17 protein-coding genes are annotated in these 16,517 nt (G+C 67.0%); 12 read left to right on the top strand and 5 right to left on the bottom strand.

Annotation, left to right across the window (positions count from 1 at the left end):
• Nucleotides 1-336 precede the first annotated feature (336 nt).
• Nucleotides 337-1,416 (bottom strand): MBL fold metallo-hydrolase, encoded by a 1,080-nt coding sequence (locus tag AC07PV_RS24255; RefSeq protein ID WP_492253997.1) that lies wholly within the window; start codon nt 1,414-1,416, stop codon nt 337-339.
• A gap of 125 nt (nt 1,417-1,541) precedes the next feature.
• On the opposite strand from AC07PV_RS24255, the gene AC07PV_RS24250 reads away from it, so the two are divergent.
• The 10 genes from AC07PV_RS24250 to AC07PV_RS24205 all read left to right on the top strand — a co-directional run bounded on the left by AC07PV_RS24250 (nt 1,542) and on the right by AC07PV_RS24205 (nt 11,153).
• Entirely contained in the window at nt 1,542-1,937 is a 396-nt protein-coding gene (locus AC07PV_RS24250) for a MerR family transcriptional regulator (protein WP_218296297.1), read from the top strand.
• Nucleotides 1,938-1,985: 48 nt separating this feature from the next.
• The gene (locus tag AC07PV_RS24245) at nt 1,986-2,447 is read left to right on the top strand and encodes a PaaI family thioesterase (protein ID WP_494631533.1); all 462 of its coding nucleotides are present in this window, start codon (nt 1,986-1,988) and stop codon (nt 2,445-2,447) included.
• Between the two features lie 41 nt (nt 2,448-2,488).
• Nucleotides 2,489-3,679 carry an isovaleryl-CoA dehydrogenase gene (locus tag AC07PV_RS24240; protein ID WP_218339915.1) on the top strand — a complete coding sequence of 397 codons (1,191 nt, stop codon included), beginning with the start codon at nt 2,489-2,491 and terminating at the stop codon, nt 3,677-3,679.
• 34 nt (nt 3,680-3,713) lie between these two features.
• Complete coding sequence (gene can, locus AC07PV_RS24235; RefSeq protein WP_010466789.1) at nt 3,714-4,373, top strand: carbonate dehydratase; 660 nt, start codon at nt 3,714-3,716, stop codon at nt 4,371-4,373.
• 48 nt (nt 4,374-4,421) lie between these two features.
• A complete protein-coding gene (gene aceK / locus AC07PV_RS24230; protein ID WP_494631531.1) occupies nt 4,422-6,227 on the top strand; it encodes a bifunctional isocitrate dehydrogenase kinase/phosphatase in 1,806 nt (601 codons plus the stop codon).
• Nucleotides 6,228-6,282: 55 nt separating this feature from the next.
• Nucleotides 6,283-7,476 carry an acetyl-CoA C-acyltransferase gene (locus tag AC07PV_RS24225; RefSeq protein WP_494631529.1) on the top strand — a complete coding sequence of 398 codons (1,194 nt, stop codon included), beginning with the start codon at nt 6,283-6,285 and terminating at the stop codon, nt 7,474-7,476.
• Nucleotides 7,477-7,522: 46 nt separating this feature from the next.
• Nucleotides 7,523-8,578 carry a DUF695 domain-containing protein gene (locus AC07PV_RS24220; protein WP_218339912.1) on the top strand — a complete coding sequence of 352 codons (1,056 nt, stop codon included), beginning with the start codon at nt 7,523-7,525 and terminating at the stop codon, nt 8,576-8,578.
• A gap of 13 nt (nt 8,579-8,591) precedes the next feature.
• A complete protein-coding gene (locus AC07PV_RS24215; RefSeq protein WP_494631528.1) occupies nt 8,592-9,224 on the top strand; it encodes a pyridoxamine 5'-phosphate oxidase family protein in 633 nt (210 codons plus the stop codon).
• Between the two features lie 87 nt (nt 9,225-9,311).
• Nucleotides 9,312-9,980, top strand: a complete 669-nt coding sequence (locus AC07PV_RS24210) for an SDR family oxidoreductase (protein ID WP_218339909.1) — start codon at nt 9,312-9,314, stop codon at nt 9,978-9,980.
• A gap of 42 nt (nt 9,981-10,022) precedes the next feature.
• Nucleotides 10,023-11,153 carry an acyl-CoA dehydrogenase family protein gene (locus AC07PV_RS24205; RefSeq protein WP_218339908.1) on the top strand — a complete coding sequence of 377 codons (1,131 nt, stop codon included), beginning with the start codon at nt 10,023-10,025 and terminating at the stop codon, nt 11,151-11,153.
• A gap of 64 nt (nt 11,154-11,217) precedes the next feature.
• Here AC07PV_RS24205 and AC07PV_RS24200 read toward each other — a convergent pair whose 3' ends face one another.
• The 3 genes from AC07PV_RS24200 to AC07PV_RS24190 are packed head-to-tail and all read right to left on the bottom strand — an operon-like array spanning nt 11,218 to nt 13,871.
• Nucleotides 11,218-13,005, bottom strand: a complete 1,788-nt coding sequence (locus AC07PV_RS24200) for a hybrid sensor histidine kinase/response regulator (RefSeq protein WP_494631526.1) — start codon at nt 13,003-13,005, stop codon at nt 11,218-11,220.
• Nucleotides 13,002-13,196, bottom strand: a complete 195-nt coding sequence (locus AC07PV_RS24195) for a hypothetical protein (RefSeq protein WP_494631525.1) — start codon at nt 13,194-13,196, stop codon at nt 13,002-13,004. Before AC07PV_RS24195 ends, AC07PV_RS24200 begins: the two co-directional genes overlap by 4 nt.
• A gap of 21 nt (nt 13,197-13,217) precedes the next feature.
• On the bottom strand, nt 13,218-13,871 hold the full coding sequence (locus tag AC07PV_RS24190) for a LuxR C-terminal-related transcriptional regulator (protein ID WP_494596395.1): 654 nt from the start codon (nt 13,869-13,871) through the stop codon (nt 13,218-13,220).
• A gap of 188 nt (nt 13,872-14,059) precedes the next feature.
• On the opposite strand from AC07PV_RS24190, the gene AC07PV_RS24185 reads away from it, so the two are divergent.
• Nucleotides 14,060-15,127: a hypothetical protein gene (locus tag AC07PV_RS24185; protein WP_494601736.1), complete on the top strand. Its 1,068-nt coding sequence runs from the start codon at nt 14,060-14,062 to the stop codon at nt 15,125-15,127.
• 74 nt (nt 15,128-15,201) lie between these two features.
• Here AC07PV_RS24185 and AC07PV_RS24180 read toward each other — a convergent pair whose 3' ends face one another.
• The gene (locus AC07PV_RS24180; RefSeq protein WP_218296284.1) at nt 15,202-15,681 is read right to left on the bottom strand and encodes a DUF421 domain-containing protein; all 480 of its coding nucleotides are present in this window, start codon (nt 15,679-15,681) and stop codon (nt 15,202-15,204) included.
• Nucleotides 15,682-15,813: 132 nt separating this feature from the next.
• Between AC07PV_RS24180 and AC07PV_RS24175 the strand changes: the two genes are divergently transcribed.
• Nucleotides 15,814-16,512, top strand: coding sequence for a DUF4197 domain-containing protein (locus tag AC07PV_RS24175; protein WP_218296283.1), 699 nt, complete (start codon nt 15,814-15,816; stop codon nt 16,510-16,512).
• Nucleotides 16,513-16,517: the final 5 nt, after the last annotated feature.

Raw genomic sequence — 16,517 nt, 5'->3', positions numbered from 1 at the left:
GCGGGTTCCCGTGTGAAAGTAGGTCATCGTCAGGCTCTTACAGCCCAGAAAACCCCAGTCAGCAATGACTGGGGTTTTTTGCTTTGAGGGATGGCGAAAAGCAAGCATCCATTCAGCTGGGTTCTCTGCTGGTCTGGACCTTGGTGAGCTCTATGAGCGTCTGATGGAATGGACTCACCCTGCTCTTGTGCCCCCGCTTCGCGAAAAACCCGCCACACGTCTTCTTCATCACTCTGCGGCACCTGCCTATACGCGGGTAGCGCCTTTCCACCACTGCGCCACCCACACGCATGACGAAGGCGCCTGAGCTCCAATGCACCGGCGGTTCGCGCAAGTTCAATGCTTGCGTGGGGGGGCAAACCTGTGAACGCCAGCGGCGTCGAGAACCCGATGCAGTTGGCTGTCAAACCACAGCAGGTGCAGATGGGCCAGCGCCTCGCCCATCGCAAAGGTCATCTGGTGGGCATCCAGCTTTCGCTTGAACATGATGGGCAGCACATCCGCCGCTGACAAAGGGCCCGATTTCGCAGCCTCCAGGATTTCTGCCAGCCGATCCCGGTGATGGTTCTGCAGTTGCTGGATGCGTTCATGCAATCCCTGGAAGGGTTTGCCATGAGACGGCAGGACAAGCGTGTCAGCCGGCAATGCGAGGTACCGGAGCAGGGAGGCCAAAAAAAGCCGCAGAGGGTCCGATTCGGGTTCTGCCGCGTGGACGCTGACGTTGGTGGAAATGCGCGGCAACACCATGTCGCCACTGATCAGGGAGGACAATTCTGCGCAATACAGGGCAATGTGCTCAGGCGCATGCCCGTACCCGCTAATGCACTGCCAATCGCGGCCACCGATTTCGATGACATCACCTTCCATAAGCCTGCGGAAGGTCGGAGGCAGGGCGGGCACCAGGGTCGGGAAGTACGACACGCGTCCCCGGACATGCTGGAGAAATTCCACATCCTGCATGCCATGCAGGGCATAGAAGTCGGCGCTGGCCTCGCCACCGAATCCATTGCGGTCGTATACCGCGGTTCTCGCCACGTTGTAGTCGGTGGCGCTGATCCAAAGGCGTACTTTCCATCGGTCGCACAGCCAATGCGCCAGCCCGATGTGGTCCGGATGCATGTGGGTCACGATCACGCGCAAAATCGGCAACCCTTCCAGGCTGCTCGCAAAAACCTGTTCCCACTGTGCACGCGTGGTCGCACTGTCGATGCAGCAGTCCACCACCGTCCAGCCGCTGACCATGGTGCCGTCGGCGTCGGGTTGCCGGTCGCGCAGCAACCACAGGTTGATGTGGTCCAGCGCGAATGGCAGGCCCATGCGGATCCACTTGACGCCAGGTGCGACTTCCATGGTGCCCCCCTGCGGAGGGAGTGCATCGCCAAGCGGGTAGTGGATCTGGTGTTCGAGTGGGTTCATGGCGGTCGTGGTATGGGTTAGCATTGACGTTAACGTAAACGTCATGCATCCGATGCATTGTAGGGAGCTGCGGCCGCGGGGCTGTCTCCTGTGCGAAACCGACCTTGCTGCACGCAGTACCCACCATGGCCAACACCTACACCATCAGCGATCTCGCCAAAGAGTTTGATCTCACCACGCGGGCGATCCGCTTTTATGAAGACATGGGCCTGCTGCAACCGGAACGCACGGGACCAGCGGGCCGAAACCGCGTCTACAGTGCCCGTGACAGGACCCGATTGCGCCTCACGCTCCGCGCCAAGCGACTGGGGCTGTCGCTGACGGAGGCCAAGGAGATCATCGATCTGTACGACAGTCCCCGCGACACGGGCGTGCAGCTGCGCAAGTTTCTGGATGTGCTTGTCGTCCATCGCAAGCAGCTCGAGGAACAGATGGCTGACCTGCAGGCCAATCTGGAGGAGGTCCAGGAGCATGAAAACGAGGCGCGGGCACTCCTGCTGAAGGTCGAAAAGCAAAAATGATTCATAATTGACGTTTACGTAAACGTAAATGCTGATCAGGAGATTGCCTTGAGCACGCCCCCCCTTGAGCCCCGGTGCGCTGACTACGCGGAGCGCGTGCGCGCCAGCTTCGCCCTTCAGGGCGCCATGCAGACGTTGGGCGCGCGCCTGGCCCGCGTGGCGGCGGGGGCGGTCGACATCGAGTTCGAATGGGCTCCGGCACTTACCCAGCAGCATGGCTTCCTGCATGCCGGCATGGTGGCCACCGCCCTGGATTCGGCCTGTGGCTATGCGGGGTTCACCCTGATGGGCCCCGACGCCGCCGTGCTCACCATCGAATTCAAGATCAACCTGCTGGCCCCCGCCAAGGGCCAGCGTTTTCGCATGGAGGGACGGGTGCTGAAGCCCGGCCGCACCATCACCGTGTGCGAGGGCCGTGCCTTCGCCATAGAAAACTCCCAGGAAAAGCTGGTGGCCACCATGGGGTGCACCCTCATGGCCGTCACCGGGCGCGACAACATCCAAGGCTGAACAAGCCACCTTCCACCATCTGTTTTGAGGAGACATTCACCATGAGCATTCCCGCCAACCTGCCTGGCCTCAACTTCCAACTGGGCGAGGATATCGATGCCCTGCGCGATGCCGTGCGCGACTTTGCGCAGGCCGAGATCGCGCCGCGCGCGGCCGAGATCGACCGCAGCGACCAGTTCCCCATGGACCTGTGGCGCAAGATGGGCGACCTGGGCGTGCTCGGCATCACGGTGCCCGAGCAATATGGCGGCGCCGCCATGGGCTACCTCGCCCACATGGTGGCCATGGAGGAAATCTCCCGCGCCAGCGCCTCCGTGGGCCTGTCTTACGGCGCGCACAGCAACCTGTGCGTGAACCAGATCAACCGCAACGGCAGCGAGGCACAAAAGGCCAAGTACCTGCCCAAGCTCATCAGTGGCGAGCATGTGGGTGCGCTGGCCATGAGCGAGCCGGGCGCGGGCTCCGATGTGATCAGCATGAAGCTCAAGGCCGAGGACAAGGGCGGCTACTACCTGCTCAACGGCAACAAGATGTGGATCACCAATGGTCCGGATGCCGACACCCTCGTGGTGTACGCCAAGACCGAACCCGAAATGGGGGCGCGGGGCGTCACGGCCTTCCTGATCGAAAAAGGCATGCCGGGATTCAGCATTGCGCAAAAGCTCGACAAGCTGGGCATGCGTGGCAGCCACACGGGCGAGCTGGTTTTCAACAATGTCGAAGTGCCCGCCGCCAATGTGCTCGGTGGCCTGAACCAGGGCGCCAAGGTGCTGATGAGCGGCCTGGACTACGAACGTGCGGTGCTGACCGGCGGCCCGCTGGGCATCATGCAGTCCGTGATGGACAACGTGATCCCGTACATTCACGACCGCAAGCAGTTCGGCCAGAGCATTGGCGAGTTCCAGCTCATTCAGGGCAAGGTGGCCGACATGTACACCGTGCTGCAGGCGGGGCGCTCGTTTGCCTACACTGTGGCCAAGAACCTCGACATGCTCGGCACCGACCACGTGCGCCAGGTGCGCAAGGACTGCGCCAGCGTGATCCTGTGGTGCGCGGAAAAGGCGACCTGGATGGCAGGCGAAGGCGTGCAGATCTACGGTGGCAATGGCTACATCAACGAATACCCGCTGGGCCGCCTGTGGCGCGATGCCAAGCTGTATGAGATCGGTGCGGGCACCAGCGAGATCCGCCGCATGCTGATCGGCCGCGAGCTGTTCGCCGAAACCTGCTGAGCTTCACTTCTTTCACTGACTCTCCAAGGACAACATGCCCTCCTCGATCGACGACCTGTTTGTTCACAACCGCGCCTGGGCGGCCCAGATGGAGCGCGAGCGGCCCGGGTTCTTCACCAGCCTGCTGGCCCAGCAAAAGCCCAAGTACATGTGGATCGGCTGCTCCGACAGCCGCGTGCCCGCCAACCAGATCACGGGCCTGGAGCCGGGCGAAGTGTTCGTGCACCGCAACGTGGCCAATGTGGTGGTGCCCACCGACTTGAACTGCCTTTCCACCATCCAGTACGCGGTGGACCAGTTGCACATCGAGCACCTCATGGTGGTGGGGCACTATGGTTGTGGTGGCGTGCTGGCGGCCCTGGAGGGCACGCGCGTGGGCCTGGCCGACAACTGGATCCGCCATGTGCAGGACGTGCGCGACCGCCACCGCGACCTGATTGCCGCCACCGCCCCAGAGTGGCGCCACGACGTGCTGTGCGAGCTCAACGCCATCGAGCAGGTCGTCAACATCGCCCAGACCACGGTGATGCTCGACGCCTGGGGCCGGGGCCAGAAGGTCACGCTGCACGGCTGGTGCTATGGGCTCAAGGACGGTCTCATCAACAACCTGCACATGTCCGTGGGCAGCACCGAAGGCCTGGACTCGCTGTACAAGGCGGCGATCGCCGGTGTTGCGGCCGTCAAAAGGCAATAGCCCGCCTCTTGCCTGACCGCATTGCGATGCCTGCGCTGAAAGACTGCCATGTTCCCGCAACGGCTTGATGCTCCCCAGGCCTACGGCATTGCCAAGGCCATGATGGACGGTTTCAACCGGCACTACCGGCTGTTCCGCACCGAGTCGGCGCGGGCCAAGCACCGCTTCGAAACCGGCGACTGGCACGGCCAGCAGCGGGCGCAGCGCGAACGCATCGAGTTCTATGACCTGCGCGTGAAAGAATGCGTGCGCCGGCTGGAGAAGGAATTCAGCGCGGGCGCGCAGCCCATGGACGTGTGGCACCAGATCAAGCTGCATTACATCGGCCTCTTGGTCAACCACCACCAGCCCGAGCTGGCAGAGACCTTCTTCAACTCGGTCACGACCAAGATCCTGCACCGCACGCATTTCCACAACGACTTCATCTTCGTGCGGCCCGCGGTCAGCACCGAATACATCGAGAACGAAGAGCCCGCGGCGCGCCCCACCTACCGCGCGTACTACCCCTCCCGCGACAATCTGCACGAGACGTTCCAGACCATCATCGAGAACTTCCAGTTGCAGCGTGAGTTTGCGAACTTGGCGCGAGACAGTGCCTGCGTGGTGGCCGCCGTGCGCGGCCGCCTCGACAAGGTGCGGCTGCGCGCCAACTTCCAGATCCAGGTGCTCACCAGCCTGTTCTTCCGCAACAAGGGCGCCTATGTGGTGGGCAAGATCATCAACGGCTTCAACGAAGTGCCGTTTGCGCTGCCCATCCTGCACGACGATGCTGGCAGGCTGTTCATCGACGCCGCGCTGTTCGGCGAAGACGATATGCAGATGCTGTTCAGCTTCGCCCGCGCCTACTTCATGGTGGACATGGAGGTGCCCAGCGCCTACGTGCAGTTCCTGCGCAGCCTCATGCCCCGCAAGCCGCGCGCCGAGATCTACAACGCGCTGGGCCTGGCCAAGCAGGGCAAGACCCTGTTCTACCGCGACTTCCTGTACCACCTGAAGCATTCCAGCGATCAGTTTCGCATCGCCCCCGGCATCAAGGGCATGGTGATGCTGGTGTTCGACCTGCCGAGCTTCCCGTTCGTGTTCAAACTCATCAAGGACTATTTCCCGCACCAGAAGGAAACCACGCGCGAGCAGATCAAGGCCAAGTACCTGCTGGTCAAGCAGCACGACCGCGTGGGCCGCATGGCCGACACGCTGGAGTACAGCGAGGTGGCCTTTCCCCGCGACCGGTTTGACGATGCACTGATTGCCGAGATCGAGAAGTTCGCCCCCAGCCAGCTGGAGATCAGCGACCGCGATGGCGACGGCCAGACCGAAGTCATCATCAAGCACCTGTACATCGAGCGGCGCATGATCCCGCTCAACATCTACCTGCAGGAAGCCTTCGACACCGGGCTCTCCGACCCGCGTGCGCGCCAGCAGATGGAGCACAGCGTCATCGAATACGGCAACGCCATCAAGGACCTCGTGGCCGCCAACATCTTCCCCGGCGACATGCTCTGGAAGAACTTCGGCGTCACGCGCAATGGCAAGGTCGTGTTCTACGACTACGACGAGATCGAATACCTCACCGACTGCAACTTCCGCCGCGTACCCACGCCGCGCAACGAGGAGGAAGAGATGAGCGGCGAGGTCTGGTACAGCGTGGGCCCGCGCGATGTGTTCCCCGAAACCTTCGGCCCTTTCCTGCTCGGCAACGATGCCGTGCGCGAGGTGTTCATGTCGCACCACGCCGACCTGCTCGACGCCGCGTTCTGGCAGTCGCACAAGGAGCGCATCCAGGCGGGCCACATGTTCGACGTTTTTCCCTACGACACGGACCGGCGCTTCGCGCAGGGCGCGCCGGCCCGGTAGTCCATTTCATTCAACCCCCGACTTTCGTTTGAACCCTTCCCAGGAGATTTGCACCATGTCCACATCCACCCAAGACCCCATCGTCATCGTCGGCGCCGCGCGCACCCCCATGGGCTCGCTGCAGGGCGACTTTTCCAGCCTGGCCGCGCACGACCTGGGCGGCGCCGCGATCAAGGCCGCCATCGAGCGCGCCGGTGTGTCACCCGACGCCGTGGGCGAGGTGCTGTTCGGCAACTGCCTGATGGCCGGCCAGGGCCAGGCGCCCGCACGCCAGGCGGCCTTCAAGGGCGGCCTGCCCAAGGGCGCTGGCGCGGTCACGCTCAGCAAGATGTGCGGCTCTGGCATGAAGGCCGCGATGATGGCGCACGACATGCTGCTGGCTGGCTCGCACGACGTGATGGTGGCCGGCGGCATGGAGAGCATGACCAACGCCCCCTACCTGCTGCAGAAGGGGCGTGGCGGCTACCGCCTGGGCCATGACCGCATCTTCGACCACATGATGCTCGACGGCCTGGAAGACGCCTATGAAGCAGGCCGCAGCATGGGCACCTTTGGCGAAGACTGCGCCGCCAAGTACCAGTTCACGCGCGAGCAGCAGGACGCGTTCGCCACGGCCAGCGTGCAGCGCGCCAAGGCCGCCACCGAGTCCGGCGCGTTCGCGGCCGAGATCGTACCCGTCACCGTCAAGACCCGCGCGGGCGAGACCGTGGTGTCGGTGGACGAAGGCCCGGGCAAGGTCAAGCTGGAGAAGATCGCCACCTTGAAGCCCGCCTTCAAGAAGGACGGCACCATCACCGCCGCATCCAGCTCCAGCATCAACGACGGCGCCGCCGCGCTGGTGATGATGCGCGAATCCACCGCGAAGAAGCTCGGGGCCAAGCCGCTGGCGCGCATCGTGAGCCACGCCACCCACGCGCAAGAGCCCGAGTGGTTCGCCACCGCCCCCCTGGGCGCCACGCAGAAGGCGCTGGCCAAGGCCGGCTGGGAAGTGGGCGACGTGCAGCTGTGGGAGATCAACGAGGCCTTCGCCGTGGTGCCCATGGCGCTGATGAAAGAGCTGGACCTGCCGCACGACAAGGTCAACGTGAACGGCGGCGCCTGCGCCCTGGGCCACCCCATCGGTGCCAGCGGTGCCCGCATCATGGTCACGCTGATGTATGCCCTCCAGGCGCGCGGCCTGACCAAGGGCCTGGCCACGCTGTGCATCGGCGGCGGCGAAGCCACGGCGGTGGCGCTGGAACTCGTTTGATGCGGGAGGGAGATGGGATGATTTGGCTCTTTTCACAAGGACAGTGATGACCGCACCCTCTCCCGAGATCACCGCCTTCTGGCGCGCGTTTTCCGATGCCCAGGCATCGCTCCAGGCCCAGCCGCTGCGCGAGCGGGTCGAGTCCGCCAACGCGCTCATCGAGTGCCACCTGGGCGGCCTGGCGCTGGAGATGTCCGGCGGCGACGGCGATGCGGTGGTGGACCTCATCGTCACCGCCCACGGCAGCACCGAAAAATTTCCACTGCTGATGCAGGCGGTGGCGGCCGCGCCCGCGCTGCAGAACTACCGCGTGCGCGCGTTCCGCGAGCGCACCACGCAGCCGGACTTTCCCATCGGCATGGACGGTTTCCAGCTGGCCACGTCCGAGGTGCTCATCGCCCTGGACCAGGATGGCGGGCAGGCCGCGCTGGAGATCCGCTTTGGCCGCGAGATCCCGAGCGACTACCAGGACCATGCGCGCAACATGGCGTTCATCATGCTCGACCATGTGCTCGGCGAGTACGACTTCGCCGTCAAGGTGGGGGCGGTGGATTTTGTCGGGCAGGCTGGCGACCCGCAGGCGCAGTGGGTCCCACTCAGCCAGTTGCCTCCGGTGTTTGATCGCTACTGGGTCGAGACGCTGGGCCGCACGGGAGACTTCCCGGCGGGTGAACACGACTGGTCGGGCATGACGATGGCGTTCGGCGGCGAGCCCGGAGATGGCGACGACGACGAAGGCCCCGGGGGGCGCGAGGACACCGCCATTGTCATGGTCAACCGCAGCGCCAGCCCCGTGGCCATGCGCGCCGACCTGTCGCACGCGCTGGTGCTGGACCTGGCCGTGGGGGACCGCGATGAGCTGGCCGCCGTGCAGGCGCTGCAGGACCAGGCCGCCACGCTGCTGGAGCTGCCCCAGCTGGGCATCCTGGCCTACACCCTGACCCGTGCCGGGCGCCGCAAGGCCGTCTACTACGTGGGCGACGAGCAACTGGCCAGGCAGGCGCTGGCACCTCTGCTGCTGCGGGAAGAGGCCGAGTCGCTGGTGCTGTCCACCACCTATGACCCGGCGTGGTCGGGCTACTTCGAATTTGCCGTGCATTGACCTGGACGCGACCATGATCGAAACCACCGAGCAGCTGCGCGCCCTGTATGCCGCCCCAAGCGAGCGGGCCCTGCACAAGCAGCAACCGCAGCTGGATGCGCACTGCCAGCGCTTCATTGCCCTGTCGCCGTTCTGCGTGGTGGCCAGTGGTGGTCTCCATGGCGCATTGCTCGATGCCTCGCCGCGCGGCGGTGCGCCCGGTTTCGTGAAGTCGCCCGATGCGCACACCCTGCTGCTGCCCGACGCGGGGGGCAACAACCGGCTCGACACCCTGACCAACCTGCTCGATGACCCGCGCATCGGCCTGCTGTTCATGATTCCGGGCGTGGACGAAACCCTGCGGGTGAACGGCACCGCGCGCCTGCGCGACGAGGCGCTGTACACCGACTTCTTCACGGCCGGGCGCCAGCGCCCAAAGATGGTGATCGAAGTGCGCGTGGCCGAGGCGTATCTGCACTGCTCCAAGGCCTTCATGCGCTCGCGGCTGTGGTCCGCCGATGCGCAGGTGGACCGCGCCGCGCTGCCCACCATGGACCAGATGATCCACGACCAGATGGGCCTCGCCACCGAGCCTGAGTCGCAAGTGGCGATGCTGCAGCGCTACCGCGCCCAACTGGCGCAGGAGCAGCAGCTCGGCGACGCCTGAGGGTGTTGAGAGTGATTGCTACTATTTTGATAGCTATTGGCGCTTGATACATAGGCGCCAGGGCCCAATTCAATCCAAATTTCAACCATGAAATCCATACTTGTCATCGGCGCATCGCGCGGCATCGGTCTGGAGCTGGTGCGCCAGTACGCCGAGGCGGGCCGCCGCGTGATCGCCACCGTGCGCGACGAAGCGGGCCGCGAACGGGTGCAGGCCCTGGGCGCCGAGGTGCTCACCGTGGACGTGGCCAACCCCGCCAGTGTGAGCGCGCTGGCCTGGCAACTGGACGGCGAAAAGATCGAGACCGCCTGGTACGTGGCGGGCGTCATCCGCCGTCCCAACGCGCTCACGCCGCCCACGCAGCAGGACTTCGATGCCGTCATGCACACCAACGTGCTGGGCGCCATGCAGGCGCTGCCGCAGGTCGCGCCCCTGGTGGCCGACGCGCAGGGCGTGTTCGCGTTCCTGTCCTCGTCCATGTCGCAGATTGGCAGGGTGCCGGGCAGCGGCTCCTGGCTGTACCGCACCAGCAAGGCGGCGCTGAACATGGCGGTGGCCGCGGCCCAGCATGACTACCCAGGCGCCACGCTCATCACCATCGACCCCGGCTGGGTGCAGACCGACATGGGCGGCGAAGGCGCCGCGCTGACGGTGCAGGACAGCGTGCGCGGCCTGCGCGCCACCGTGGCGGGCGTCACCGCCGCCGACAAGGGCCGCCTGCTGCACCACGACGGCCGCCGCGCCACCCACTGGTAACCCTTTCGACCGAACCCACAACGACTTCTGGAGACAACCCCGATGCTGCTGACCCAAGACCAGGAAATGATCCGCGACGCGGTGCGCGACTTCGCGCAGGAACAGCTGTGGCCCCACGCCGCGCGCTGGGACAAGGAACACCACTTCCCCAAGGAGGCGCACCAGGGCCTGGCTGCACTGGGCGCGTATGGCATCTGCGTGCCCGAAGAATTTGGCGGCGCACACCTCGACTACGTCACCCTCGCGCTGGTGCTTGAAGAGATCGCGGCCGGCGACGGCGGCACCAGCACCGCCATCAGCGTGACCAACTGCCCGGTCAACGCCATCCTCATGCGCTATGGCAACGCCCAGCAAAAGCGCGACTGGCTCACGCCGCTGGCCCGTGGCGAGATGCTGGGCGCGTTCTGCCTGACCGAGCCGCATGTGGGCTCCGATGCCTCGGCACTGCGCACCACGGCAGTGAAGCAAGGCGACGAGTACATCATCAACGGCGTCAAGCAGTTCATCACCAGCGGCAAGAACGGCCACGTGGCCATCGTCATCGCCGTGACCGACAAGGGCGCGGGCAAGAAGGGCATGAGCGCCTTCCTCGTGCCCACCAGCAACCCGGGCTACGTGGTCGCGCGGCTCGAAGACAAGCTGGGCCAGCACAGCAGCGACACCGCGCAGATCAACTTCGACCACTGCCGCATTCCGGCCGAAAACCTGATCGGCGCGGAAGGCGAGGGCTACAAGATCGCCCTCGGCGCGCTCGAGGGCGGCCGCATCGGCATCGCCGCGCAAAGCGTGGGCATGGCACGCAGTGCCTTCGACGTGGCGCTGGCGTATTCGAAAGAGCGCGAGAGCTTCGGCACCGCCATCTTCAACCACCAGGCCGTGGGCTTTCGCCTGGCCGACTGCGCCACGCAGATCGAAGCCGCGCGCCAGCTCATCTGGCACGCCGCCGCGCTGCGCGATGCGGGCCGGCCCTGCCTGAAGGAAGCCGCCATGGCCAAGCTGTTCGCCAGCGAGATGGCCGAACGCGTGTGCAGCGCCGCCATCCAGACCCTGGGCGGCTACGGCGTGGTGAACGACTTCCCGGTGGAGCGCATCTACCGCGACGTGCGCGTGTGCCAGATCTACGAAGGCACGAGCGACGTGCAGAAGATCATCATTCAGCGCGCGCTGGCTTGATGCTGATTGCTATGAATCGAATAGCTGTTGGCGCAGAAGGGGAAAGCGCCAGGGCCTGTTTTGTTCAAGCTTCTTGCGGCGGCAGCCACTGGGCCAGCACCGCATGGAGCGCGTCCACATCCACGGGCTTGCGCAGCACCAGGTAGCCCTCGGCATCGGCCTCGTGCAGGGCGGGTGAGTCAAACTCGCCGCTCACCATGGCTCCGCGCGCGGCGGGGCAGCGCTCCAGCAGGACGCGCAGCACGTCAAAGCCGCTATCGCCCGACGACAGGTGCTGGTCGCACAGGATGGCCTGAGGTGCAAAGCCGTTGTCCAGGTGGGCGTGGGCCTCGCCGGGGGTGCGGGCGGTGCGCAACGCGATGCCCCAGCCGCCCAGCAGGGCCGACCAGGCCCGCAGCACGTGGGGATCGTCGTCCAGCACCAGGCACCGGCCCTGCAGGCGGGGCCAGGTGCGTGGCGCGGCGGTGCCACGTGCGTCGGGCGCCAGCGCAGGCGCGGCCGTGGCCGGCAGCTCGATCCAGAAACACGACCCCCGCCCCGGACGCGAGGCCATGCCCTGGCGTGCACCCATCAGCGCCACGCAGCGCGCCACCACGGCCAGCCCCAGGCCGTGGCCTTCGCGGTGGAGGTGCCCCGCGCTCTGCGGGCGGTAGAAGGCCTGGTAGATGGCGGCCTGCTCCTGTGGTGCCACGCCTTCGCCGGTGTCCCACACCTCCAGCCGCCAGTGGCCACCGCGCTGCCGTGCGCCCACCAGCACCCCGCCCCGCAGTGTGTAGCGCAAGGCGTTGTGCACCAGGTTGGCCAGCGACTGCCGCACCAGCGCGGGGTCGGCCAGCACCGTGGCGTGCGCCGGGGGCGGGCGCATGCGCAGGGCCAGCCCGCGTGCGGTGGCTTCGGTGACGAACTGGTGGCGCAGGTCGTCGAACAGGTGGGCCAGCGGCACGGGCGCGGGCCGCAGCTCCACCGTGCCTGATTCGATGCGCGACAGGTCGAGCAGGGCGTCGAACATCTGGCTGAGCGAGTGCATGCTCAGCCGCCACTGGCCCAGCAAGGGGCCGATGTGCGGGTGGTCCTGGCCCTGCAGCGCAATGGCTTCGGCCAGCAACGCCATGGCGTGCACGGGCTGGCGCAGGTCGTGGGCGGCGGTGCTCAGAAACCGGTTCTTCTCGGCCAGCGCGGCTTCGGCCGCGTCGCTGGCCTCGCGGTAGCGCTCGGCCAGGTCGCGGCTGCGCTCTTCCAGCACCACCTGGCGCACGAAGAACCGGTGCGAGTTCATGGCGCTGCGGTAGATCACGGCGGCCATCACCAGCGTCATGGGCAGTACAAACGGCCACTGCGCCGGAAACGCCCAGGGGATCATCGCCAGCCCACCCACGGCACCCACGAAATACATGCGGTAGACAGCGAGCGTGGCGGTCATCTGCGCTGCGTTGGCGGCCAGAATGCCCGCCAGCGTGATATGCAGCAACAGCATGTATTCGTAGCTGGCGTGGCCCAGCGACAACGCTATCGAGAGTGAAACGCCTACCCCGTGCGCCAGGGCCAGGTAGCACACGCGGCGGGTCCAGGGGGGCAGCAGGACTTCGGGCGGCCGCAAGGCGCGTTCGCGCCGGTACTGCCGGTGGCCCCACCCCACGAACAGCAACACGGGCAGGTATGCGCCTCCCCACGCCAGCAGCGGCATGGCCTGCCCACCCTGCCAGCCCAGCAGCAGGCCAAACAGCAGCCCCATGGCGGGCATGACCGACATGCCCAGCCGCAGGCGCGCAAAAGAGGCTTCGAGCAGCAGCAGCCAGCCTTGTGCGCTGGGCGCGCCGTGCGCGTGGCCCGGGGCCTTGGTGTTGGGCGTCATGTGCGTGCGAAGGCGGCCGCCGCCTCCCGGCGGCGCCGCAGCCGGCGCGCCTGCCGCCACATGCCCAGGGCCGCGCGGGCGTGGACCGCGGTCCAGGCCGGGATGCGCACCTGGCCGCGCTCGCCCGGTCCGGTGCCGGCGCGGGGATGGGGGTGGGGAAACCAGCGGCGCGGCAAGAACTGGAGTGGCATGGGGCGCGGGCGGGCCGGTGTTCAGGCGGGTGGACCGGGCAGGACCAGCCGGCGCCCGCGCAGCCCCGTGATGGCCTCCACGCGGGTGCGTGCGCCCAGGCGCAGGAGGATGGCGCTCATGTGCTCCTTGACCGTGCTCTCCGACAGGTCGTACTGCAGCGCGATGCGCTTGTTGGGCAGCCCCTGCAGCACCAGCGCCAGGATTTCGCCCTGGCGTACCGACAGGCCCAGTTCGGCGGGCGTGACCGGCAGGTCGCGGCTGCGCGGGGGCTGGTTGCCGGGGGGGGCGGGCACAAACCAGGCCAGGCCGCCCAGCAGGGCCTCCACCGCCTGGGCGAAGATCTCTGGCGGAGCCTGCTTGTGGATGAAGCCGTGCGCACCCGCCTGGCGCACGCGCTCCATCATGGCCGGGTCGTCGTCGCCGCTGACGACCGCCAGCGCGGTGCCGGGGCAGTGCTCGCGCACCAGCGCGATCAGGCCCAGCGCGGCACCTTCGGCCAGCCAGAAGTCGACGAGCGCGATGGCGGGGGCACCCCGCGTGGCCACCAGCGGCAGAAAGTCATCGGCGCACCCGGCCACGGCCACCTCCAGGTAGGGCAGGCGCAAGCGCAGGAATTCGGCCACGCCGCGTGCTACCAGCGGGTGGTCGTCCAGGATGAGTGCATAGGGTGACATGGGGGCCGGGGGGGCGCTGCGGCGCCGGGCGCCAGGATGCCGCAGCAAAGCAAATTCTGCCAAGTGTGGACCGGAAGGGGCGGCGCGCAAACCCTACCTCGGTAGGGTTTTGCGGCGGGCGGCGTGCCGCACAGAATCCGCCCCTCTTTCATCCATTCATTCCTTCACCACCCAGGAGGTTTCCGTTCATGACCCCCACAAGCGCAAAGTTCACCCGGCACCACGCACGGCCCGCAGTCCGCTGGGCCCCTCTTGGGCTGGCCGCGGTGTTGCTGGCGGGCTGCGGGGGCGGCGATGGCGACGGCGGCACCACGCCCCCGCCCACGGCCGGGGCCTTCACCGTGGGGGGCTCCGTGGTCGGCCTGGGCGCCGGCAAGGCGCTGACCCTGCAGAACAATGGCGGCGATGACCTGGCCGTGAGCGCCAACGGCGGTTTTGTGTTCGCGGCCCGGCTGGACCGCGGCGTGGCCTATGCCGTCACCGTCAGGACGCAGCCCGGCGGCCAGCGCTGCGCCGTGGCGCAAGGCACGGGCACCGCCACCGCGAACGTGGGCGATGTGCAGGTGCGCTGCGAGAACCTGGCGGCGGCCACCTTCACGGTGGGGGGCTCGGTATCGGGCCTGGCGGGCGGCGCAGTGGTGCTGCAGAACAACGGCGGCGATGACCTGTCCCTGGCCAGCAACGGCGGCTTCGCGTTTTCCACGGCGGTGGCCACGGGCAGCCCCTATGTCGTCACGGTGAAGACCCCGCCCGCAGGCCAGAACTGCGCGGTGCGCAACGGCAGCGGCACGGTGGGTTCGGCCCATGTCGGCTCGGTGGAGGTGGCCTGCGCCACGGCCGTGGCACTGCCGCAGGGGGACTGGAAGCAGGAGCGTTGCACGCCCATCGGCCCGGGCCAATGGGGCCGGTCGCTGTGGCGCATCGTGCGGCAAGGCGAGACCCGGGCCACGGTCAGCCTGGGCGTGGCGACCTACTCCGACGCGAACTGCACCGCCGCGGGCGCGGTCATTGGCGGGCAAGGGGGCGATGGGGGCAATTTCACGTTTGACCGCACGGGCGCGACGCCCACGCTCGCCGCCTTCTGGGGCAGCTGGGCCCAGGTCACGGGGTTGACCTCGCGCACCGTGTGGGCGCGCAAGGGCCCCTATCTGTGCCCGCTGGGCGACCAGAACCCGAGCCTGTTCGGCTCGGCCGCCGCCGTGGAGGCCTCGGCCGACATCTCCATCCAGAACAAGGCCTGCTACACCCAGAACTGAACCCCCGTGCTCCCTGCGGGCCGTGGCGGCCCGCGGGCACGGCCGGGCGGCTGGACGGGGGCCGGGGCGGAATTTCAGCCGCCACTGCCCCGGCGCCGCAGCACCACCGTGATCTGCCCATTGGTCTCGATGGTCGCGCGCTCCACCTCGTGCAGGTGCAGGCATCCGCTGGCGCGCAGCGCGGCCTCGAGGTCGTCCGGTGAAAGCAGCTCCTTGCGCAGGAGGTCGGCGTTCACCTGTCCCTGCTCCACCAGCACCCGCGGCGTGCCGTCGATCAGCCGCTCCATCCACGCGAAGCGGAACGTCAGCTGCGCCAGCACCACGTGGCAGCCGATGAGCGTGGTGGCCGAGACGAGCCCGCCCACCAGCGAGTTGTCGCCCGCGTTCATCGAGTTCTGCACCGCGTTGGACAGGATCAGCAGCAGCACGAGGTCGAACGGCGCGTACTGCCCTGTCTGCCGCTTGCCTGTCAGGCGCAGGAACACCAGCAAAAAGACATAGACCACCACGCCGCGCAGCACGAACTCCCACCACGGCACATTCATTTCCCACATTGCAGGCTCCTTGTTGGAGGGTTGTGTCGCGTGCCAGTCTACGGCGCTGAGCGAAAATCCCGGACATGCCACCTGCCAGGCCGGCCCACGCCCCGTGCGGTCCCGGTCCCTTCACAGAAAGAAAACACCTCCATGCAACGCCGCCAATTCCACCAAGCCAGTGCCCTGGGGGCGCTGCTGTGCGCCAGCTGGCAGCAGGCCTGGGCCCTGTCGCTGGGCGATCTCTCCAATGCCGATGCCACGGGCGGCCTCAAGGCCGCGCTGGGCCAGGGCGCCCAGGCCGCGGTGTCGCTGCTGGGGCGGCCCGACGGTTTCCTGGGTAATCCCAAGGTGCGCATCGGGCTTCCCGGCTACCTGGACGACGCGGCCAAGGTCATGAAATCGCTGGGCCAGGGCAAGCGCGTCGATGAGCTGGTCACCTCCATCAACCGCGCCGCCGAGGCCGCCGTGCCCATGGGCAAGGACCTGCTCGTGGGCGCGGTGCAGAACATGACGGTGACGGACGCCAAGAACATCCTGGCGGGAGGAAGCACCTCGGTGACGGCCTTCTTCGCCGAGAAGACGCGCGTGCCGCTGGGGGAGCGCTTCCTGCCGGTGGTGGACCAGGCGACGGAGAAGGTGGGCCTCACCCAGAAGTACAACGCCTTCGCTGGCAAGGCCGCGGGCTTCGGACTGCTCAAGCCCGAAGAGGCCAACCTGGCGCGGTACGTCACCGGCAAGACGCTCGATGGCCTGTACACCATGATCGGCGAGGAAGAGCGCCGCATCCGCCAGGACCCGGCCGGCGCGGGCAGTGCCATCGCCCGCAAGGTGTTCGGCGCGCTGCGCTGATCGCC

The organism is Acidovorax sp. GW821-FHT09A11 (assembly GCF_059418365.1).
This window is presented reverse-complemented; position numbering and strand designations above follow the sequence as displayed.